The 19,746-nt window shown below is 62.9% G+C and carries 16 protein-coding genes and 1 pseudogene; 8 read left to right on the forward strand and 9 right to left on the reverse strand.

What is annotated here, in order from left to right:
* Positions 1-3: 3 nt before the first annotated feature.
* Positions 4-411, forward strand: a complete 408-nt coding sequence (locus V5F23_RS07690; protein ID WP_042730425.1) for a hypothetical protein — start codon at positions 4-6, stop codon at positions 409-411.
* 429 nt (positions 412-840) lie between these two features.
* Positions 841-2,934, forward strand: a complete 2,094-nt coding sequence (locus V5F23_RS07695; protein ID WP_123578563.1) for an LTA synthase family protein — start codon at positions 841-843, stop codon at positions 2,932-2,934.
* Positions 2,935-2,992: 58 nt separating this feature from the next.
* On the opposite strand, the gene V5F23_RS07700 is transcribed toward V5F23_RS07695, so the two are convergent.
* Entirely contained in the window at positions 2,993-3,145 is a 153-nt protein-coding gene (locus tag V5F23_RS07700; RefSeq protein WP_003183939.1) for a DUF3309 family protein, read from the reverse strand.
* 275 nt (positions 3,146-3,420) lie between these two features.
* Between V5F23_RS07700 and V5F23_RS07705 the strand changes: the two genes are divergently transcribed.
* The 3 genes from V5F23_RS07705 (at position 3,421) to csrA (ending at position 4,976) form a co-directional block, all read left to right on the forward strand.
* Entirely contained in the window at positions 3,421-4,236 is an 816-nt protein-coding gene (locus tag V5F23_RS07705; protein WP_042730427.1) for an SDR family oxidoreductase, read from the forward strand.
* A 57-nt stretch (positions 4,237-4,293) separates the two neighbouring features.
* A complete protein-coding gene (locus V5F23_RS07710; RefSeq protein WP_042730434.1) occupies positions 4,294-4,626 on the forward strand; it encodes a YnfA family protein in 333 nt (110 codons plus the stop codon).
* A gap of 149 nt (positions 4,627-4,775) precedes the next feature.
* On the forward strand, positions 4,776-4,976 hold the full coding sequence (csrA, locus tag V5F23_RS07715; protein WP_042730428.1) for a carbon storage regulator CsrA: 201 nt from the start codon (positions 4,776-4,778) through the stop codon (positions 4,974-4,976).
* On the opposite strand, the gene V5F23_RS07720 is transcribed toward csrA, so the two are convergent.
* From V5F23_RS07720 to mnmC, 6 genes are all read right to left on the reverse strand, one after another.
* Positions 4,965-5,192: a YheU family protein gene (locus tag V5F23_RS07720; RefSeq protein ID WP_024778700.1), complete on the reverse strand. Its 228-nt coding sequence runs from the start codon at positions 5,190-5,192 to the stop codon at positions 4,965-4,967. The genes csrA and V5F23_RS07720 overlap by 12 nt on opposite strands.
* A gap of 188 nt (positions 5,193-5,380) precedes the next feature.
* On the reverse strand, positions 5,381-6,568 hold the full coding sequence (locus tag V5F23_RS07725) for an osmoprotectant NAGGN system M42 family peptidase (RefSeq protein WP_161796114.1): 1,188 nt from the start codon (positions 6,566-6,568) through the stop codon (positions 5,381-5,383).
* A 180-nt stretch (positions 6,569-6,748) separates the two neighbouring features.
* Positions 6,749-8,494 carry an N-acetylglutaminylglutamine synthetase gene (gene ngg / locus V5F23_RS07730; protein ID WP_123578564.1) on the reverse strand — a complete coding sequence of 582 codons (1,746 nt, stop codon included), beginning with the start codon at positions 8,492-8,494 and terminating at the stop codon, positions 6,749-6,751.
* A 3-nt stretch (positions 8,495-8,497) separates the two neighbouring features.
* Positions 8,498-10,270, reverse strand: a complete 1,773-nt coding sequence (locus tag V5F23_RS07735; protein ID WP_123578565.1) for an N-acetylglutaminylglutamine amidotransferase — start codon at positions 10,268-10,270, stop codon at positions 8,498-8,500.
* Positions 10,271-10,548: 278 nt separating this feature from the next.
* Positions 10,549-11,418 carry a D-glucuronyl C5-epimerase family protein gene (locus V5F23_RS07740; RefSeq protein WP_338497898.1) on the reverse strand — a complete coding sequence of 290 codons (870 nt, stop codon included), beginning with the start codon at positions 11,416-11,418 and terminating at the stop codon, positions 10,549-10,551.
* A gap of 286 nt (positions 11,419-11,704) precedes the next feature.
* Positions 11,705-13,687, reverse strand: a complete 1,983-nt coding sequence (gene mnmC, locus V5F23_RS07745) for a bifunctional tRNA (5-methylaminomethyl-2-thiouridine)(34)-methyltransferase MnmD/FAD-dependent 5-carboxymethylaminomethyl-2-thiouridine(34) oxidoreductase MnmC (RefSeq protein WP_338497899.1) — start codon at positions 13,685-13,687, stop codon at positions 11,705-11,707.
* A 167-nt stretch (positions 13,688-13,854) separates the two neighbouring features.
* Here mnmC and pap point away from each other — a divergent pair, with 167 nt between their 5' ends.
* Together pap and V5F23_RS07755 are read left to right on the forward strand one after the other, a co-directional pair.
* Positions 13,855-15,375, forward strand: a complete 1,521-nt coding sequence (gene pap / locus V5F23_RS07750; protein ID WP_042732828.1) for a polyphosphate:AMP phosphotransferase — start codon at positions 13,855-13,857, stop codon at positions 15,373-15,375.
* A gap of 103 nt (positions 15,376-15,478) precedes the next feature.
* Positions 15,479-16,663 (forward strand): thiolase family protein, encoded by a 1,185-nt coding sequence (locus V5F23_RS07755; RefSeq protein WP_042732829.1) that lies wholly within the window; start codon positions 15,479-15,481, stop codon positions 16,661-16,663.
* A gap of 215 nt (positions 16,664-16,878) precedes the next feature.
* On the opposite strand, the gene V5F23_RS07760 is transcribed toward V5F23_RS07755, so the two are convergent.
* Positions 16,879-17,076 (reverse strand): DUF6316 family protein, encoded by a 198-nt coding sequence (locus V5F23_RS07760; protein ID WP_047737600.1) that lies wholly within the window; start codon positions 17,074-17,076, stop codon positions 16,879-16,881.
* 190 nt (positions 17,077-17,266) lie between these two features.
* Here V5F23_RS07760 and V5F23_RS07765 point away from each other — a divergent pair.
* Positions 17,267-18,228, forward strand: a pseudogene (locus tag V5F23_RS07765) (DMT family transporter).
* Positions 18,229-18,282: 54 nt separating this feature from the next.
* Here V5F23_RS07765 and V5F23_RS07770 read toward each other — a convergent pair.
* Positions 18,283-19,677 (reverse strand): class II fumarate hydratase, encoded by a 1,395-nt coding sequence (locus V5F23_RS07770; protein ID WP_338497901.1) that lies wholly within the window; start codon positions 19,675-19,677, stop codon positions 18,283-18,285.
* Between the last annotated feature and the right edge of the window lie 69 nt (positions 19,678-19,746).

Consider the following 19,746-nt stretch of genomic DNA (forward strand, 5'->3'; position numbering starts at 1 on the left):
ACCATGACCGCCATCGCTCGCATCACCTTGCTCACGCTCGTCCTGGGCCTGAGCGCTTGTGCGGTCCAGCGTCCGCCGGAGCCTTCGACGCCACTGCCGCCGATTCCGCCGTCGACCCCGACCACCAAGCCTGGCCCGTCCACGCCGCCGGGCAAACCGGCCACCCCGAGCAAACCGGCCAAGCCTGTGCCACGCACCTCCGCCAGCTTCGCCCCGCCGCCGGGCGGCAACAGCCATTGGGATGCCAAGCTGGGGGTGTATGTGCTGGATAACCAGACCAACACCTTCTATCGCCAACGCACCTACTACCGCTGGAACAACGGCTGGAGCCGCTCCGTCAGCCCGAACGGCCCGTGGGAAGACACCACCATCGAAGGCGTGCCGGCGGGGTTGGGGCGGCAGTTTCACTAATCGCTAAGAATCCCTCTGGGGAGAGCTTTCTGAGGCAAAGGTGCATTCTGTGGCGAGGGAGCTTGCTCCCGCTGGGCGGCGAAGCAGCCCAATCCAGTCACCGCGCTTGATCAGGCATGTCTCATTTGGTCGGTTTTGCGACTGCCGCGCAGCTTCGCGCGAGCAAGTTCCTTCGCCACAATGAGTTCGTCTCGCCTATGCGTAGCACCGGGGATTTTGTGTTTCTGAATATTCATTGAACAAAATTTTCACAAAACCTTGCGGACAATCCCCCGCGCTTTTATCGCGGCCGGTTATTTAATGGCAATGCCATGGCCGTTCGTGCAAACATTTGCGCACTCGCGCAAGCCCCGGGGCCAGGCATTGGCCAACAGAGGGCGCGCCGTTGTTCCTTTTTGTCACTCAAACTCCAATAGGTCCTAAAACGACATGGCAATCCCGGACGCCCTGAGTCAGCAGCGCACTACGCATCGCCTGCTGCAACCGACCGTCAAATCGCACCTGGCCTACACCCTGCTTTGCGCCCTGGTGATGATGGTCATGTTCAGCCTGCTGCGCGTGGCGCTGCTGGTCTACAACCGCGAGATGATCCTCGACACCCCGGCCTCTACCTTTGTCGAAGCGTTCGTCAACGGCTTGCGATTCGACCTGCGCCTGGTGGTCTACCTCTGCATTCCATTGCTGCTGGCGTTGTTCAGCGCCAGGGCCATGGCGGCACGTGGGTTCTTTCGTTTCTGGCTGACGGTCACCTCCAGCATCGCCTTGTTCCTGGGCCTGATGGAGATGGACTTCTACCGTGAATTCCACCAGCGTCTCAACGGCCTGGTCTTCCAGTATGTAAAGGAAGACCCGAAGACCGTGATGAGCATGCTCTGGTACGGCTTCCCGGTGGTGCGCTACCTGCTGGCCTGGGTCGGCGGCACGATCATCCTGAGCCTGGCGTTCAAGGGCGCCGACCGGGCGACCCGTCCGCGCGGCCCGTTCAGCGGTGGCAGCATCGGCACGCGCCAGATCGCCCCGTGGTACGGACGTGTAGCGGTGTTCATGGTCTGCCTGCTGGTGGCCGTGGTCGCCGCCCGTGGCACTCTGCGCCAGGGCCCGCCGCTGCGTTGGGGCGACGTGTACACCACCGACTCGAACTTCGCCAACCAGCTGGGCCTCAACGGCACGCTGTCGCTGGTGGCGGCGGCCAAGAGCCGGATGTCCGAAGACCGTGACAACATCTGGAAAGCCACCCTCGAACAACCGTTGGCCCAGCAGACCGTGCGCGACATGCTGGTCATGCCCGACGACAAGCTGGTGGACACCGAGACCGCCGCCGTGCGCCGCGACTACACGCCGCCGACCGACAAGACGCTGCCCATCAAAAATGTGGTGGTGATCCTCATGGAAAGCATGGCCGGTCACTCGGTGGGCGCCCTGGGCGCATCGGGCAACATCACGCCTTACCTGGACAAGCTGTCCAAGGAAGGCCTGCTGTTCGATCGCTTCTTCTCCAACGGCACCCACACCCACCAGGGCATGTTCGCCACCATGGCGTGCTTCCCGAACCTGCCCGGTTTCGAATACCTGATGCAGACGCCGGAAGGCAGCCACAAGCTGTCGGGCCTGCCGCAATTGCTCAGTGCCCGTGACTACGACGACGTGTACGTCTACAACGGCGACTTTGCCTGGGACAACCAGTCGGGGTTCTTCAGCAGCCAGGGCATGACCAACTTCATCGGGCGTAACGACTTCGTCAACCCGGTGTTCTCCGATCCGACCTGGGGCGTGTCCGACCAGGACATGTTCGACCGTGGCCTGATCGAGCTCAAGGCGCGGGAAAACGGCAAGCCGTTCTACGCCTTGCTGCAGACCCTGTCGAACCACACGCCGTATGCGCTGCCGACACCGTTGCCAGTGGAGCGGGTGACCGACCGTGGCAGCCTGAACGAACACCTGACCGCCATGCGCTACGCCGACTGGGCCCTGGGCCAGTTCTTCGAGAAGGCCCGCAAGGAACCGTACTTCAAGGAAACCCTGTTTGTGGTGGTGGGCGACCATGGCTTCGGCAACGAACGCCAGATCACCGAAATGGACCTGGGCCGCTTTAACGTGCCGTTGCTGCTGATCGGCCCGGGCGTCCAGGAGAAGTTCGGCCAGCGCAGCCACACCGTGGGTACCCAGGTCGATATCGTGCCGACCATCATGGGCCGGATCGGCGGTCAGGTGCGCAACCAGTGCTGGGGACGTGACCTTTTGAACCTGCCGCAGGGCGATACCGGTTTTGGCGTGATCAAGCCATCGGGCAGCGAACAGACCACGGCGATCATCAAGGACGACCAGATCCTGGTGCTGCCGAAGGAAAAGGAAATGCCGCCAAAGATGTATCGCTATGAACTGGGTGCCAACCCCCGTGCGGAGATCGTCCCGGATGCACCGGACACCGCAGCGATGAAACTCAAGCTCGAGTCGTTCCTGCAGACGGCCACCAAGAGCTTGTTGGATAACACCGCCGGTGTTATCGACGGCAAGCCGGACTGATTATCGGCGAGCATAAAAAAAGAGGCCCGTGAGGGCCTCTTTTTTTGTTCTTAGTGGTTCATATCTTGCCCAGTAGTAGCAGGACCAACAGCACCACCAACACCACACCGATAATACCGGACGGGCCGTAACCCCAGCTTCTGGAGTGCGGGAAGACCGGCAGACCACCGATCAGCAGGAGGATCAGAATAATGATAAGAATTGTGCCCATTGTAGATTTCCTTATTGGTCAGTTCTGGGTTGATGCAACTTTTGACTGCCAGCGCGCATGCATTAAATCCGGGCGGCTTAATAGGTCCGACCGTAACGTCCTGTAAAAAATTCAATGTTTTTTAGTACCCGCTACACAGTGTGCAAGCCGCCACGGGGCCCTTCACATCCCGCCATGGTTTGCCCTCGCCATTCAGCAATCTGATGGAGCGTGGGGACGGGCGGGTCCTTCGCTACACTCGGCCTATCTCTCCCGGAACAACAAGGCTGTCTGCTATGCAAAATCGCATGATGATCACTGGGGCCGGCTCCGGCCTGGGCCGCGAAATCGCGTTGCGCTGGGCCCGCGAAGGCTGGCGCCTGGCCTTGTCGGATGTCAGTGAGCCCGGCCTGGTGGAAACCCTGAGGTTGGTGCGCGAGGCAGGCGGCGACGGTTTCATCCAACGTTGCGATGTGCGCGACTACAGCCAATTGACGGCCTTCGCCCAGGCCTGCGAAGAGAAATTCGGCGGCATCGACATCATCGTCAATAACGCCGGTGTGGCCTCGGGCGGGTTCTTCAGCGAACTGTCCCTGGAAGACTGGGACTGGCAGATCGCAATCAACCTGATGGGCGTGGTCAAGGGCTGCAAGGCGTTCTTGCCGTTGCTGGAGCAGAGCCGCGGCAAAATCATCAACATCGCCTCCATGGCCGCGCTGATGCAAGGGCCGGCCATGAGCAACTACAACGTGGCCAAGGCCGGCGTGGTGGCCTTGTCGGAAAGCCTGCTGGTTGAACTGGCCCAGCAGGAAATCGGCGTGCACGTGGTGTGCCCGTCGTTCTTCCAGACCAACCTGCTCGACTCCTTCCGTGGGCCGACACCGGCCATGAAGGCCCAGGTTGGCAAACTGCTGGAAAGCTCGCCCATCAGCGCCGCCGACATCGCCGATTACATCTACCAGCACGTCGCCCAGGGCCAGTTCATGATCCTGCCCCACGAGCAGGGGCGGGCGGCGTGGGCGCTCAAGCAGCAGGCCCCGCAGAAGCTCTACGACGAAATGACCGTCATGGCCGACAAGATGCGCGCCAAGGCTCGACAGAACCCGAGTTGACCTGGCGGCCCGGTGTCCTCAGGATGGCGCGATTCGGCCTTCCTGATGGACATTTGCATGCTCAATTACCTGTGGTTCTTTCTTGCCGCGCTGTTTGAAATCGCCGGTTGCTACGCGTTCTGGATGTGGCTGCGCCAGGGCAAGAGCGCCTGGTGGATCGCCCCGGCGCTGATCAGCCTGACCCTCTTTGCCCTGTTGCTGACCCGCATCGAAGCCACTTATGCCGGTCGCGCCTACGCCGCCTACGGCGGTATCTACATCATCGCCTCGATTGGCTGGCTGGCCGTGGTGGAGCGGGTGCGGCCGCTGGGTTCGGACTGGATCGGCGTGGCGCTGTGCGTGCTGGGGGCGAGCGTGATCCTGTTCGGGCCACGCTTCTCGGCGACCTGAAATAAACGCCGCTATACAGGTTTTGCAGGACGTTTCCGTCAGCCCGAAGTGCTTTGCTTGTAGGGCCTTACTGATTTGTCGTGGGAGCCTTGAGAAGCTGAATCAGGCCGGGCATGGTCAAGGTCCAGACATTCTTAAGGACAAGAACCATGCTCGTACTAAGCCGCGCTGTGGGCGAACTGATTTCCATCGGTGACGACATTTCCGTTCGCGTGCTGTCGGTCACCGGCGGCACCGTGCGTTTTGGCGTCGAAGCGCCCCGACACATCGATGTCCATCGCTCCGAAATCTACGAAAAGATCCAGAAGAAAAAAGCCCACGCCCAGCGCAAGGCCTGTTCAGTCGAATAGGTGCTTGGGCACGTCGTGCTTGAGCATCAGTTGGCACTGTTCGCTCTCGGGATCGAACACGATCATCGCCTGGCCCTTGGTCAGCGCTTGCCGCACGCGCAGTACGCGGGTTTCGAGGGGCGTGTCGTCGCCATTGTCGGTGCCGTCGCGGGTCACGAAATCCTCGATCAGGCGGGTGAGTGTGTCGACTTCGAGTTGGTCGTGGGGAATCAGCATGGGGTACCTCGGCTAGACAATGAGGCGATGCTACGGCCAACGGGCGTTTGCGGCTAGCCTTGGGGGGCTGCCGGGGTGCGTTGTCGGCTTCGCGAGCAAGCTTGCTCTCACATTGGCATGCAACCTTTGTGGGAGCGAGCTTGCTCGCGAAATCGGTTTTGCTGGCGCCGCCCCGCAAGGCGGGCGACTCAGCTGTCCGACCGCTGCCCCAGCAGGCTATCCACCGAAGGCACCCGGGTATCGCTTTCCATCTGCGCATCGTGTTCGATCTGGTGACTGAAGCGGTCCAGCGAGCCTTGGGCCGGTTGCGCGTCGCTGGCAAACACGGGTGGGCTGAGGATGTAGGCGCCGAGCAGGCGGCTGAGGGCGGCCAGGCTGTCGATGTGGGTGCGTTCGTAGCCATGGGTGGCGTCGCAGCCGAAGGCCAGCAGGGCGGTGCGAATGTCGTGGCCGGCGGTGATGGCCGAGTGGGCGTCGCTGAAATAATAGCGGAACAGGTCCCGGCGGGCCGGCAGCTCGTTCTCCTTGGCCAGTTTCAGCAGGTGCCGCGACAGGTGGTAGTCGTAGGGGCCACCGGAGTCCTGCATGGCCACACTCACCGCATGTTCGCTCGACTGCTGGCCGGGCGCGACCGGCGCGATATCGATGCCGACGAATTCGCTGACGTCCCAGGGCAGCGCGGCGGCTGCACCGCTGCCGGTTTCCTCGGTGATGGTGAACAGCGGGTGGCAGTCGATCAGCAGTTCTTCACCGCTGTCGACAATGGCCTTGAGTGCCGCCAGCAGCGCGGCGACGCCGGCCTTGTCATCCAGGTGGCGGGCGCTGATGTGACCGCTTTCGGTGAACTCCGGCAACGGGTCGAAGGCCACGTAGTCGCCAACGCTCACGCCCAGGGTTTCGCAATCGGCGCGGGTGGTGCAGTAGGCGTCCAGGCGCAGTTCGATGTGGTCCCAGCTGATGGGCATTTCATCAACGGCGGTGTTGAACGCATGCCCGGATGCCATCAAGGGCAGCACGCTGCCGCGAATCACGCCGGTGTCGGTAAACAGGCTGACCCGGCTGCCCTCGGCAAACCGGCTCGACCAGCAGCCCACCGGGGCCAAGGTCAGGCGTCCATTGTCCTTGATGGCCCGTACCGAGGCGCCGATGGTGTCCAGGTGCGCGGACACCGCGCGGTCGGGGCTGTTCTTGCGGCCCTTGAGGGTGGCGCGGATGGTGCCGCGACGGGTCATTTCAAAGGGGATACCCAACTCTTCGAGCCGTTCGGCGACGTAGCGCACGATGGTGTCGGTGAAGCCGGTCGGGCTGGGAATGGCGAGCATTTCCAGCAAGACTTTTTGCAGGTATTCGAGATTCGGTTCGGGAATTTTGCTGATCATGGAAACTCCTCTCGGACGATAAGGTTAGGCAGAAGAGCCTTGTGGCGAGGGAGCTTGCTCCCGTTCGAACGCAAAGCGGTCGCAGCTCCAGCCCTGAATAATCCGGGACATTCGCATCGAAGGGGGGGCGCTCCGCGACCCAGCGGGAGCAAGCCCCCTCGCCACTGTGAACGGTGCTCAGGCCACCGCCTGACTATGGGGAAACAGCAGGTCCACAAAGCGTTCGGCAGTGGGTTGCGGTTCGTGGTTGGCCAGGCCGGCGCGTTCGTTGGCTTCGATGAACACATAGTCGGGCTGGTCGGCCGCCGGCACCAGCAGGTCAAGGCCGACCATGGGAATGTCCAACGCTCGGGCGGCGCGTACCGCCGCATCGGCCAGGGTCGGATGGAGGATGCCGGTGACGTCTTCCAGTACCCCGCCGGTATGAAGGTTGGCCGTGCGCCGCACGAACAGGTGCTCTCCGGCCGGCAGGACGCTGTCGTAGTCGAACCCCGCCGTCTTGAGCGTGCGCTCGGTCTCCGCATCCATCGGGATCTTGCTTTCGCCACCCGTGGCGGCCTGGCGTCGGCGACTCTGGGCTTCGATCAGGGCGCCGATGGTGTGGCGGCCGTCGCCGATCACTTCCGCCGGCCGCCGGATGGCGGCCGCCACCACTTCGAAACCGATCACCAGGATTCGCAGGTCCAACCCTTCGTGGAAGCTTTCCAGCAGCACCCGGCTGTCGAACTGCCGGGCCGTTTCGATGGCGGCTTGTACTTCTTCAATGGTGCGCAGGTCCACTGCCACGCCCTGGCCTTGTTCACCGTCCAGCGGCTTGACCACGACCCGTTCGTGCTCGTCGAGAAACGCCAGGTTGTCGTCGGCATTGCCCGCCAGTTGTTGCGCCGGCAGGTTCAGGCCGGCGTTCTTCAGCACCTTGTGGGTCAGGCTCTTGTCCTGGCACAGGGTCATGCTGATGGCGCTGGTCAGGTCACTCAGGGATTCGCGGCAACGCACCCGGCGGCTGCCGTGGACCAGGGTGAACAACCCGGCCTCGGCGTCGTCCACCTGGACCTCGATGCCGCGACGGTGGGCTTCCTCGACAATGATCCGCGCATAAGGGTTGAACTGAGCCTCGGGACCCGGGCCAAGGAACAGCGGCAGGTTGATGCCGTTCTTGCGTTTGATGGCAAAGGTCGAGAGGTTGCGGAAACCGAGCTTGGCGTAGAGGTTTTTCGCCAAGCGATTGTCGTGCAGCACCGACAGGTCGAGGTAGCTCAGGCCCCGGCTCATGAAATGCTCGATGAGATGGCGCACCAGCACTTCGCCAACACCTGGCCGTGAGCATTGCGGGTCCACGGCGAGGCACCAGAGGCTGCTGCCGTTTTCCGGGTCGTTGAAGGCTTTCTGGTGATTCAGGCCCATGACGCTGCCGATCACCGCGCCGGTATCGTCGTCTTCGGCCAGCCAGTAGACCGGGCCGCCTTCGTGACGCGGGGTCAGGCGTTGCGGGTCGATGGGCAACATGCCGCGGGCCTGGTAAAGCTGGTTGATGGCTTGCCAGTCGGCGTCCCCTTGCGCCCGGCGGATGCGAAACCCACGGAACACCCGCGTGGCCTGGCGATAATCGCTGAACCACAGGCGCAAGGTGTCGGACGGGTCGAGGAACAGATGCGCCGGTTCCAGCCCCAGGACTTGCTGGGGCGCGGCGACGTACAGGGCAATGTCGCGTTCGCCCGGTTGCTCATTGAGCAGTTCCTGGGCCAGGCAAGCCGGGTCGGGGAACGTGTGGCCGATCAGCAGCCGACCCCAGCCGCAGTGGACGGCGATCGGGTCGGCGCCCATTGCGCTGCCATCTTCGGCCAGGCGCGCCTGCAGACGTTCGTACGAAGGCGCCTGGCCCCGCAAGAGGCGTTGGTTGTGAACGGTAGGGTGGGGTTTCATCAATCAGATTCCTTGCTCGCTGAGCCACAGGTTCAGCGCAGCCAGTTGCCACAGGCGCGAACCGCGCAGCGGGGTCAATTGGCCGTTGGGGTCGGTGAGCAGGCGGTCGAGCATGGCCGGGTTGAACAGGCCGCGATCCTGGCTCGGATCCAGCAGCAGTTCGCGCACCCAGGCCAGCGTGTCGCCTTCCAGGTGCTTGAGCCCAGGCACGGGGAAATAGCCCTTCTTGCGGTCGATGACCTCGCTGGGGATCACGCGCCGGGCGGCTTCCTTGAGCACCTGCTTGCCGCCGTCGGGCAGCTTGAACTTCGCCGGCACCCGGGCCGAAAGCTCCACCAACCGGTAGTCGAGGAACGGCGTGCGCGCTTCCAGGCCCCAGGCCATGGTCATGTTGTCGACGCGCTTGACCGGGTCGTCCACCAGCATCACCGTGCTGTCCAAGCGCAGCGCCTTGTCGACCGCGGCGTCGGCGCCGGGTTGGGCGAAATGTTCCTTGACGAAGTCACCGGCGGCGTCATTGGCCGTCAGCCACTTGGGCTCCACGGTGTCGGCGTATTCCTCGTAGCTACGGTCGAAGAATGCGGCACGGTAGGCCGCGTAAGGGTCGCTGGCGCCGTCCACTTGCGGGTACCAGTGATAACCGGCGAACAGCTCATCGGCACCCTGGCCGCTTTGCACCACCTTGCAATGCTTGGCCACTTCTCGCGACAGCAGGTAAAAGGCGATGCAGTCGTGGCTGACCATCGGTTCGCTCATGGCGCGGAAGGCCGCCGGCAGTTGTTCGATGATCTCTTTTTCGTCGATGCGCAGCTGATGGTGGCGGGTGCCATAGTGCTTGGCGATCAGGTCCGAATACTGGAATTCGTCGCCGCGCTCGCCGCCGGCATCCTGGAAACCGATGGAAAAGGTGGACAAGTCTTCCACGCCGACTTCGCGCAGTAACCCCACCAACAGGCTCGAGTCGACGCCGCCGGACAACAGCACGCCCACATCGACGGCCGCGCGTTGGCGAATGGCGACGGCTTCGCGGGTGCTGTCGAGCACGCGGTCGATCCAGTCTTCCAGGTTCAGGTTCTGCTCATCGGCGCGGGGGCCGTAGGGCAGGGTCCACCAGGTTTTCTGCTCGGTGGTGCCGTCGGCTTCGACCCGCATCCAGGTGGCTGGCGGTAGTTTTTCGACGCCGGCCAACAGGGTGCGAGGCGCCGGCACCACCGCATGGAAATTCAGGTAATGGTTCAAGGCCACCGGGTCGAGCATCGGGCTGATGTCACCGCCCTTGAGCAGGGCCGGCAGGGCCGAGGCAAAGCGCAAGCGCTGGCCGGTGCGCGACAGGTACAGCGGCTTGACGCCGAGGCGGTCGCGGGCGATGAACAGCCGCTTGGCGTCCCGTTCCCAGATGGCGAAGGCAAACATGCCGTTGAGCTTGGGCAGGAGGGCCTCGCCCCAGGCGTGATAGCCCTTGAGCAGCACTTCGGTGTCGCCGCCGGAATGGAAGGCGTAGCCCAGTGCTTCAAGCTCGGCGCGCAGTTCCGGGAAGTTGTAGATGGCGCCGTTGAAGGCCAGGGACAGGCCCAACTGATTGTCGATCATCGGCTGCGCCGAGCCGTCCGACAGGTCCATGATCTTCAGGCGACGGTGGCCTAGGGCAATCGGCCCCTGGCTATGGAAACCCCATGCGTCAGGGCCACGCGGGGCCAGGTGATGGGTGATTCGCTCTACGGCCGCAAGGTCCGCAGGTTGTTGATCGAAACGTAACTCTCCAGCTAATCCGCACATAAGTCCTTACCGGTTTTTCCGTTGGGGAGGGGTCAAGCAACGTCCGCCGAAAGGGCGGGTACTCTGAAACTGACCGGTGGGATTGCTGTGAGTTTTAGATCGATGCGTTATAAGCCGACGGACGGGACGGCTCCGGCGGGCTCTCGCATGACGCCGATGCAGAAGCTGGCGGGGCTAATGGTACTGCCCCTGCACTGATGGTCGCCGACGCAGGTGCGACCGGCAGTGCAGGAATGGCGGATGGGCCTGCTATGGGGTAACCGCCAACGACAGGACCATCACTTCGACCATTCATTGAAGAGCTTCTGATACCGAACAGCGATGGGGCATATTTCGTCGCGGAGTTTGCAGGAAGCAACAGCGAAGTTTACTGCACGCTGCTGACCATAATCCTTCATGTGTTTGAAACCATCAGCGTATGAGAAGTATCCTTCCTGAATGAACTTTGGCAACTCGTCGCGCATGGTATCCAATCCTTGGGATATTGGCCTGTCGTACCGATTTGTTTTACTCATGCTCTTCCATTCATACATGGCGGCGACCACGAAGAAGTGACCGTTGATCACGCTCACATGGCCATCAGGGAGGTCATCAGAGATGTATTCAGCAAACCATATGTTTCCTTCAGGGGTCTTGTATGAATACTTCTTGACGATGGTGTCCAGGTATTCATTATTCAACCCATCGTTCGATGTGTCCCCTGTCGAGTTCCTGATGTGCATCAGGCCTACAGCGATAGCCGCGTTCCCGAAAGCCGAGTACCAAGGCGCCGACATCGGGTACTTGTCGAAGACGTATGGGAACCGGTAGATGACTCGGTAGTTACCATCGCTATCAACAATCGAGTTTGCCTTCATCTCATCCATCAGAGCCCTGACCGTCGCCTCAAGGCGAGGCTTGTCATTGGCGATGCTCTGAAGCGCCGCTGCATTCGATGCCCAGAAATAAGGCGACCATTTGGCAGGGTTCTGCGATTTCTCGTACTGGGAGTCAGAACTTGCCCACGTAGGGTTGTTGTGAGCTTGCAAGGAAATGGGCTTGAGCATCTCGCCTGGCGACAAAGTGTTGAAGTTATCCTGCTTGCTGCATGCAGCGCTTGTGATAATCGCAGCCAGTGCGATAAGCCTTATTATTTTATTCATGCCCATGCCCTAACTCCATTCAGTGGCGCGAACTCTACTGTTCGTGCAGGATTTTACACAATGCGTCATGGCCAGCTACGGGGCTGGCGGCTGTCCAAATGCGAGGTTCGGCCCTGAACCATGGCAGGCTTTAGATGAGGTTAGAGATGCATATTGGATAGCTCCGACTGAATCTGCATCGACGGCAGAATAGGGCTTATTCTGGGGTGCTTATCACGGCCAGTGCAGTTTTCACGAATTCATCGTTCCGTTCGAGAGTCGCCAACGGCTTCCATAGGGATTCTTATGTGGTTCAGGCCTTGCCTCGAATCAACGCTCGCAACGCGAACCGGTTCGGGTGGCAGGCTTCGGCCACGCTTCGGGGCAGCGGCAGGGGTTCGTCGTCGAGCCAGGCGGCGATCAGTTCGCCCGACAGGGGCGCGGTGATCAGGCCGCGCGAGCCGTGGCCGCTGTTGACGTAGAGGCCGTCGAGCCAGGGGCAGGGGATGTCCGGCACTTGCCGGGCGTCTTTGCTCAAGGCGTGGTAAGCCTCGTGGAAGGCCTGGCTGTCAGCTAGGGGCCCTACGATCGGCAGGTAGTCCGGGCTGGTGCAGCGGAACGCCGCGCGGCCTTCGAGCCGTTGCGGGTCCAGGGTGGCGGCGCCGAGGCGTTCGAGCAGGTCCTCGGAAATTTCTTCGAGCATCTGCAGGTTGCCGGCGTGTTCGGCAGCGGTGGGGGTCAGGTCGTCGCTGTTGAAGTCGAAGCTGGCGCCCAGGGTGTGCTCGCCCAGACGTGGCGGCGCCACGTAGCCTTCGGCGCAGACCACGGTCGCCAGGTCCTGGCTGCGCGCGGTTTGCGGCAGCCGGGTGATTTGCCCGCGAATGCGCTTGAGGGGCAATCCGGCGGCCGGTTCGAAACGCTTGATTTCGGCGGCACTGGCGAGGATCACCACCGGCGCGCTGGCCAGGCAGCGTTGACCGTCCCACGCTTGCCACTGGCCATCGACGCGACGCAATTGCAGCACGTCATGGTGCGCTTGCACCTCGATCGCGGTGCCCGAGGCCTGCCAGCGGCACAGCGCCGGCGGATGCACCCAGCCGGCTTCGGGATAGAACAGACCACCGCAGGCCAGGCCGATACCTGACAGCCTTTGTGCCTCGGGCTGCGCCAGGGGGTGCAGCAAGTCAGCGGGGAACGCCTCGGCCAGTTGCGCCTGGCGCTCGGCTTCCTTGTGATTGAAGGCCAGTTGCAGGACGCCGCAGCCGTCCCAGTCGACGCCCCGTTGCAGGTGCTCCAACAGACGGCGGGTGTAGCCGAAGCCGCTGAGGATCATCTGCGACAGCGCGGTGCCGTGGGCCGACAGCTTGAGGTACAGCACGCCCTGCGGATTGCCCGACGCCTCTTCGGCCAACCCGGCGTGTCGTTCCAGCAGCGTCACCTGCCAGCCCCGCGCGGCGAGGCTGGCGGCGCTGGCGCAACCGGCCAGGCCGCCACCGATCACCAATGCCCGACGCTCGTTGCCGAGGGCCGCGGGGCGGGCGTACCAGGGTTTTGCCGCGGACGGCGCCGGTGTCTGTTCCGGCCGGCCCAGGAACACGCCGCGCAGGATCTCCCATTTATGGCCGATGCCGGGCATGCGTTTCATCTTGAAACCTGCCGCGTTCAGCAACCGCCGAACCCAACCGGTGCTGGTGAAGGTGCTGAGGGTCGATCCCGGGGCCGCCAGCCGCGCCAGTTCGGCGAACAGCTCGGCCGTCCACATCTCGGGGTTCCTGGCGGGTGCAAACCCGTCGAGGAACCACGCGTCGATGCGGGCATCCAGTTGCGGCAACTGCTCCAGCGCGTCGCCGATCAGCAAGGTCAGCGTCACCCGGCCATTGGCCAGGACCAGGCGTTGGAAACCCTGGTGGATGGCCACGTATTGGTCCAGTAACTGCTGCGCCTGGGCTTGAAGCTGCGGCCAGAGGGCCAGGGCGCGACGCAGGTCCTCGGGGCTCAAGGGGTACTTCTCGACGCTGACGAAATGCAGCCGCGCCCCGGCCGGTGCGCACTGCTCGAACAGTTGCCAGGCGCAGAGGAAGTTCAGGCCGGTGCCGAACCCGGTTTCGCCGATCACCAGGCGCCCGTCCTCGGGCAGCGCGGCGAAGCGCTCGGCCAGCTGGTTCTGTTCAAGGAACACGTAGCGGGTTTCATCCAGCCCCGACTGATCGGAAAAATACACGTCGTCGAACACCCGCGAACGCGGGCGACCCTGTTCATCCCAGTCGAGTTGGGCGTGTTGCTGGATGGGCGTCATGGCAGGCTCGGTGAAAACGGGGAGGCCATTCTAGCTGATCCACAAAGCCGAACGCGCAGCGTGCGCACAGGCATTGTCATGCCAGGCGTAGGGAATGATCCTTCCTGGTGCTACACCGCAGGGCATCCAATCCGCTAGTCTTGGCTGATCCTTGGAAGGAGTTGCCCATGTTTGAATCCGCTGAAATCGGTCACGTCATCGACAAAGACACCTTCGAGGCCGAGGTGCCGGCCCTGCGTGAAGCGCTGCTCGAAGCGCAATTCGAGTTGCAGCAGCAGGGCCGTTTTCCGGTCATCGTGCTGATCAACGGCATCGAAGGCGCGGGCAAGGGTGAGACGGTGAAATTGCTCAATGAGTGGATGGACCCGCGGCTGATCGAAGTGCGCACCTTCGACCAGCAGACCGACGAGGAACTGGCGCATCCTCCGGCCTGGCGCTACTGGCGGATGCTGCCGGCCAAGGGGCGCATGGGGATCTTCTTTGGCAACTGGTACAGCCAGATGTTGCAGGGGCGGGTCCATGGCGAGTTCAAGGATCCGCGGCTCGACCAGGCGATCAACGCCGCCGAGCGCCTGGAAAAAATGCTTTGCGACGAAGGCGCGTTGATCTTCAAATTCTGGTTTCACCTGTCCAAGAAACAGATGAAAGCCCGGCTCAAGGGGCTCAAGGATGACCCGCTGCACAGTTGGCGCATCAGCCCGCTGGACTGGCAGCAATCGCAGACCTACGACAAGTTCGTCAAATACGGCGAGCGAGTCTTGCGTCGTACCAGTCGCGACTACGCGCCTTGGCACGTGATCGAGGGCGTGGACAGCTGTTATCGCAGCCTGACGGTGGGGCGGATTCTGCTCGAAGGCTTGCGCCAGGCGTTGGACCGGCCGAAGGTCAAGCCGGAAAAAGTCGCCGTGGCGCCGCTGCCGGCACTGGACGACCAGGTCACGCTGATCGACAGCCTGGACATGACCCTGCGCCTGGAAAAGGACGACTACGAAGAACAGCTGATTACCGAGCAGGCGCGTTTCGCCGGCCTGCTGCGGGACAAACGCATGCGCCGGCATGCGCTGGTGGCGGTGTTCGAAGGCAACGATGCGGCGGGCAAGGGCGGCGCGATCCGTCGGGTCGCGGCGGCCCTCGATCCGCGCCAATACAGCATCGTGCCGATCGCCGCTCCCACCGAGGAGGAGCGCGCCCATCCCTATATGTGGCGGTTCTGGCGGCATCTGCCGGCACGGGGCAAGTTCACCGTGTTCGACCGTTCCTGGTATGGCCGGGTGCTGGTGGAACGGGTCGAGGGCTTTTGCAGCCGGGCCGATTGGTTGAGGGCCTACGGCGAGATCAACGATTTCGAGGAACAGATCGCCGACGCCGGCGTGGTGGTGGTCAAGTTCTGGCTGGCCATCGACAAGGAAACCCAGCTTGAACGCTTCCAGGCGCGTGAGGAGATCCCGTTCAAGCGCTTCAAGATCACCGAGGACGATTGGCGCAACCGCGACAAGTGGGACGCCTACCGGTCCGCGGTGTGTGACATGGTGGACCGCACCAGCACCGAGATTTCCCCCTGGACACTGGTGGAGGCCAACGACAAGCGTTGGGCCCGGGTCAAGGTGTTACGCACTCTGAACCAGGCGCTGGAGGACGCATTCGAGCGCGCCGACAAGCAGGCGCGCAAACGCAAATCCAGGAAATAGGCCGATGGCGGCGCATACGCGAGGTGAATGATTGTCGCGATCGGTTATGCAGTGGATCTATGCTCGATCCACTCTCAACCGACTACAACAATGGAGTACCGCCATGCGTGAAGTGGTGATCGTCGATAGCGTACGAACCGGCCTGGCCAAGTCTTTTCGCGGCAAGTTCAACATGACCCGCCCGGACGACATGGCGGCGCATTGCGTCAACGCGTTGTTGGCGCGCAATGACCTCGACCCGGCCAGCGTCGAGGACTGCATCGTCGGTGCCGGCTCCAATGAAGGCGCCCAGGGCTACAACATCGGCCGCAACGTCGCGGTGCTCTCGCAACTGGGCACCGGCACCGCCGGCATGACCCTCAACCGCTTCTGCTCCTCCGGCCTGCAAGCCATCGCCATCGCTGCCAACCAGATCGCGTCCGGTTGCAGCGACATCATCGTGGCCGGCGGCGTGGAGTCCATCAGCCTGACGATGAAGAGCGTCAACACCGATAACCTGATCAACCCGCTCCTCAAGGAGCAGGTGCCGGGGATTTATTTCCCCATGGGCCAGACGGCCGAAGTCGTCGCGCGCCGTTACCAGGTCAGCCGCGAGGCGCAGGACCGCTACGCCTTGCAGAGCCAGCAACGCACCGCCAAGGCCCAGGCCGCCGGGCTGTTCGCCGACGAAATCATTGCGATGTCGGTCAAGTACCGGGTCGAAGACAAGCACACCGGCGCGGTGCAGATCCTCGACGGCGTGGTCGACCATGACGACTGCAACCGCCCCGACACCACCTACGAAAGCCTGGCCGGGCTGAAACCGGTGTTTGCCGAGGACGGTTCGGTCACGGCGGGCAACTCGTCGCAACTGTCCGACGGCGCCTCGATGACCCTGGTGATGAGCCTGGAGAAAGCCCTGGCGCTGGGGCTCAAGCCCAAGGCGTTTTTCCGTGGCTTTACCGTGGCCGGTTGCGAGCCCGACGAAATGGGCATCGGCCCGGTGTTCTCGGTGCCCAAGCTGCTCAAGGCCAAGGGCTTGCAGGTGGCCGATATCGACCTGTGGGAACTCAACGAAGCCTTCGCCTCCCAGTGCCTGTACAGCCGCGACCGGTTGGAGATCGACAACGAGAAGTACAACGTCAACGGCGGCTCGATTTCCATCGGCCACCCGTTCGGCATGACCGGCTCGCGGCAGGTGGGGCATCTGGTGCGCGAACTGCAGCGGCGCAATCTGCGCTACGGCGTCGTGACCATGTGCGTGGGCGGCGGGATGGGGGCGACGGGGTTGTTCGAGGCGGTTGGATAACCCCTGCTAACAGAGGTTTTGTGGCGAGGGAGCTTGCTCCCGCTCGGCTGCGCAGCGGTCGTCAATCCTTCGCTACGGTACGGGGGCAAGAGGGGGGCCGCTTCGCGGCCCAGCGGGAGCAAGCTCTCTCGCCACAGCAGGCTCCCTCGCTACAGCAAGTTCTCTCGTCTCAACAAGCTGCCTGTCATAGGTGGGTGGAGCTATTCAGGCAGTGCTCAGCCCACGACTTGCGGCAGTTGCAGCATGCGCTCGATGTACGCCGCGACCTCGCGTTCCGCTGTTTCACGATCGGGGAATGGCCCCTCATGCGTACCTTCCCGGGTGTTGAAATAAAATTGGCCGTTCACCCGGCAAATTCGGTCACTGGGAAAGACCATCGCGGGGACGACGTCTTCGGCACGTTTGCCAAGCATGAGCGGCTCCAAAGGAAGGCGAAAGCTGATGGAGTGAAGTTTATGTGTTGTGGCTGGCGGGCGCTTGGGCAGCCGATAGGCGGCAATGTGCCATCCCTTATCATGAACTGTTAGTGACCAACTGTCCCTGTGTTGCCCCGTGATCCATGCCTAGAATAGACGCTCTTTTGTCCTGGGCTTCGAGGATTGCATGCATATTTCATCCGGTCGCTGGGCTACGGCCTGTTTCTCGCCCTGCTGACCGCCCTGTTATGGGGAATCCTGCCGATCAAGCTCAAGCAAGTGCTGCACGTGATGGACCCGGTCACCGTGACCTGGTTTCGCCTGTTGGTGTCCGGCGGCCTGCTGTTCATCTACCTGGCGGCTACCCGTCGTTTGCCCAGTCGCCGGGTGCTCGGCCCCAGGGGCGGCTGGCTGGTGGCGATGGCGGTGCTGGGGCTGGTGGGCAACTACGTGTTGTACCTGATGGGCCTGAACCGTCTGAGCCCCGGCACGGCGCAACTGGTGGTGCAGATGGGCCCGATCATGCTGCTGGTCGCCAGTCTGTTCGTGTTCAAGGAGCGCTTCAGCATCGGCCAGGGCATCGGCCTGGCGGTGCTGTTGATCGGTTTCGCGCTGTTCTTCAACCAGCGCCTCGTTGAGTTGCTCACATCGCTGAGTGAGTACACCGCCGGGGTGCTGCTGGTGTTGCTGGCGTCCACGGTCTGGACCTTCTATGCCTTGGGGCAGAAGCAATTGCTGACGGTGTGGAATTCACTGCAGGTGATGATGGTGATCTACCTCTTCTGCGCGTTGCTGCTCACGCCCTGGGTGCATCCCTTGGAGGCGTTGCAATTGAGCCCGGTACAAGGTTGGCTGCTGTTGGCCTGCTGCCTCAATACCCTGATCGCCTATGGCGCATTCGCCGAAGCCCTGGCGCACTGGGAGGCGTCACGGGTCAGTGCGACGCTGGCGATTACGCCGTTGGTGACCTTCGCCGCCGTGGCGTTGGCGGCCTGGTGGTGGCCCGACTACGTGCATGCCGAGCAGATCAACCTGCTGGGGTATGGCGGGGCGGTGCTGGTGGTATTGGGCTCGGCGCTGGTCGCGCTGGGGCCTTCGCTGATCGCCGGGCTCAGGGCGCGGCGTCAGCGGTTGGCGGTGGGGCGCTAGGGCAGGGCTTTTCGCGAGCAGGCTCACGAAGGCCTGCTCGCGGTCCATCCAGGCTCAGCCCTGGCTGCCGGCTTCCAACATGTTTTCCGGCCTCACCCAGGCGTCGAACTGTTCATCGGTCAGGTACCCCAGTTGCAACGCCGCCTCACGCAAGGTCAGCCCTTCGCTGTAGGCTTTCTTGGCGATTTCGGCAGACTTGTCGTAGCCGATGTGCGGGTTCAGCGCGGTCACCAGCATCAGCCCACGTTCCAGGTGCGCGGCCATCTGCTCGGCATCCGGTTCGAGGCCGGCGATGCAGTGCTGCTGGAAGTTGCTGCAGCCATCGGCCAGCAACTGGATCGATTGCAGCAGGTTGTGGATGATCACCGGCTTGAACACGTTCAACTGCAAGTGACCCTGGCTGGCGGCGAAGCCGATGGTGACGTCGTTGCCCATCACCTGGCAGGCGAGCATCGACAGGGATTCGCATTGGGTCGGGTTGACCTTGCCAGGCATGATCGAGCTGCCCGGTTCGTTGGCCGGCAATTTCACCTCGGCGAACCCGGCCCGTGGCCCGGAGCCCAGCAGGCGTAGGTCGTTGGCGATTTTCATCAGGGTCACCGCCAGGGTTTTCAGCGCGCCGGACAACGCGGTGAGCGGTTCATGACCCGCCAGCGCGGCAAACTTGTTCGGCGCGGTGACGAACGGCAGGCCGGAAAGTGCCGCGAGTTCGGCCGCGATCGCTTCGCCAAAGCCATGGGGCGAATTGAGCCCGGTGCCCACCGCCGTGCCGCCCTGGGCCAGTTCACACACCGCTGGCAATGCGGCACGGATCGCCCGTTCGGCATAATCGAGCTGGGCAATGAACGCCGACAGTTCCTGGCCGAAGGTAATGGGCGTGGCGTCCATCATGTGGGTGCGACCGGTCTTGACCAGCTTCAGGTGGCGCGCCGCCAGTTCCGCCAGCCCGCCGGACAATTCGCTGATGGCCGGCAACAGTTGCTTGTGGACGGCCTGCACCGCGGCGATGTGCATGGCGGTGGGGAAGCAGTCGTTGGAGCTCTGGGAGCGGTTGACGTGATCGTTCGGGTGCACCGGGGTCTTGCCGCCGCGGGGGTTGCCCGCCAGCTCGTTGGCGCGCCCGGCGATCACTTCGTTGACGTTCATGTTGCTCTGGGTGCCGCTGCCGGTCTGCCAGACCACCAGTGGGAACTGGTTGTCATGCTGGCCGTCGAGCACTTCGTCGGCGGCCTGTTCGATCAGCCGGGCGATGTCGGCGGGCAGGTCGCCGTTGCGGTCATTGACCCGCGCGGCGGCTTTCTTGATCAGCGCCAGGGCATGCAGCACCGACAGCGGCATGCGTTCATTGCCGATGGCGAAGTTGATCATGGACCGCTGTGTCTGGGCGCCCCAGTAGGCGTCGTCAGGGACTTCAACCTGGCCCAGGCTGTCGGTTTCGGTACGGCTCATCGGGTCAAACTCCTTTAAGGCTGAATGCGCAGTTTAGGCCCGATTGGGCGGCGCCGGTTCCGTCAATCT

Origin of the sequence: Pseudomonas sp. WP18 (assembly GCF_036689585.1) — a bacterium.
In the GTDB taxonomy this organism is placed as follows: domain Bacteria; phylum Pseudomonadota; class Gammaproteobacteria; order Pseudomonadales; family Pseudomonadaceae; genus Aquipseudomonas; species Aquipseudomonas chlororaphis_E.

What these genes read in the sequence shown, in the direction of transcription:
- mnmC (WP_338497899.1), bottom strand. Translation starts at nt 13,687, where the DNA reads ATGACGCCCATCCAGCAACACGCCCAACTCGACTGGGATGAACAGGGT.
- V5F23_RS07705 (WP_042730427.1), top strand. Translation starts at nt 3,421, where the DNA reads ATGCAAAATCGCATGATGATCACTGGGGCCGGCTCCGGCCTGGGCCGC.
- pap (WP_042732828.1), top strand. Translation starts at nt 13,855, where the DNA reads ATGTTTGAATCCGCTGAAATCGGTCACGTCATCGACAAAGACACCTTC.
- ngg (WP_123578564.1), bottom strand. Translation starts at nt 8,494, where the DNA reads ATGAAACCCCACCCTACCGTTCACAACCAACGCCTCTTGCGGGGCCAG.
- V5F23_RS07720 (WP_024778700.1), bottom strand. Translation starts at nt 5,192, where the DNA reads ATGCTGATTCCCCACGACCAACTCGAAGTCGACACACTCACCCGCCTG.
- V5F23_RS07770 (WP_338497901.1), bottom strand. Translation starts at nt 19,677, where the DNA reads ATGAGCCGTACCGAAACCGACAGCCTGGGCCAGGTTGAAGTCCCTGAC.
- V5F23_RS07760 (WP_047737600.1), bottom strand. Translation starts at nt 17,076, where the DNA reads ATGCTTGGCAAACGTGCCGAAGACGTCGTCCCCGCGATGGTCTTTCCC.
- csrA (WP_042730428.1), top strand. Translation starts at nt 4,776, where the DNA reads ATGCTCGTACTAAGCCGCGCTGTGGGCGAACTGATTTCCATCGGTGAC.
- V5F23_RS07755 (WP_042732829.1), top strand. Translation starts at nt 15,479, where the DNA reads ATGCGTGAAGTGGTGATCGTCGATAGCGTACGAACCGGCCTGGCCAAG.
- V5F23_RS07740 (WP_338497898.1), bottom strand. Translation starts at nt 11,418, where the DNA reads ATGGGCATGAATAAAATAATAAGGCTTATCGCACTGGCTGCGATTATC.
- V5F23_RS07690 (WP_042730425.1), top strand. Translation starts at nt 4, where the DNA reads ATGACCGCCATCGCTCGCATCACCTTGCTCACGCTCGTCCTGGGCCTG.
- V5F23_RS07710 (WP_042730434.1), top strand. Translation starts at nt 4,294, where the DNA reads ATGCTCAATTACCTGTGGTTCTTTCTTGCCGCGCTGTTTGAAATCGCC.
- V5F23_RS07735 (WP_123578565.1), bottom strand. Translation starts at nt 10,270, where the DNA reads ATGTGCGGATTAGCTGGAGAGTTACGTTTCGATCAACAACCTGCGGAC.
- V5F23_RS07700 (WP_003183939.1), bottom strand. Translation starts at nt 3,145, where the DNA reads ATGGGCACAATTCTTATCATTATTCTGATCCTCCTGCTGATCGGTGGT.
- V5F23_RS07695 (WP_123578563.1), top strand. Translation starts at nt 841, where the DNA reads ATGGCAATCCCGGACGCCCTGAGTCAGCAGCGCACTACGCATCGCCTG.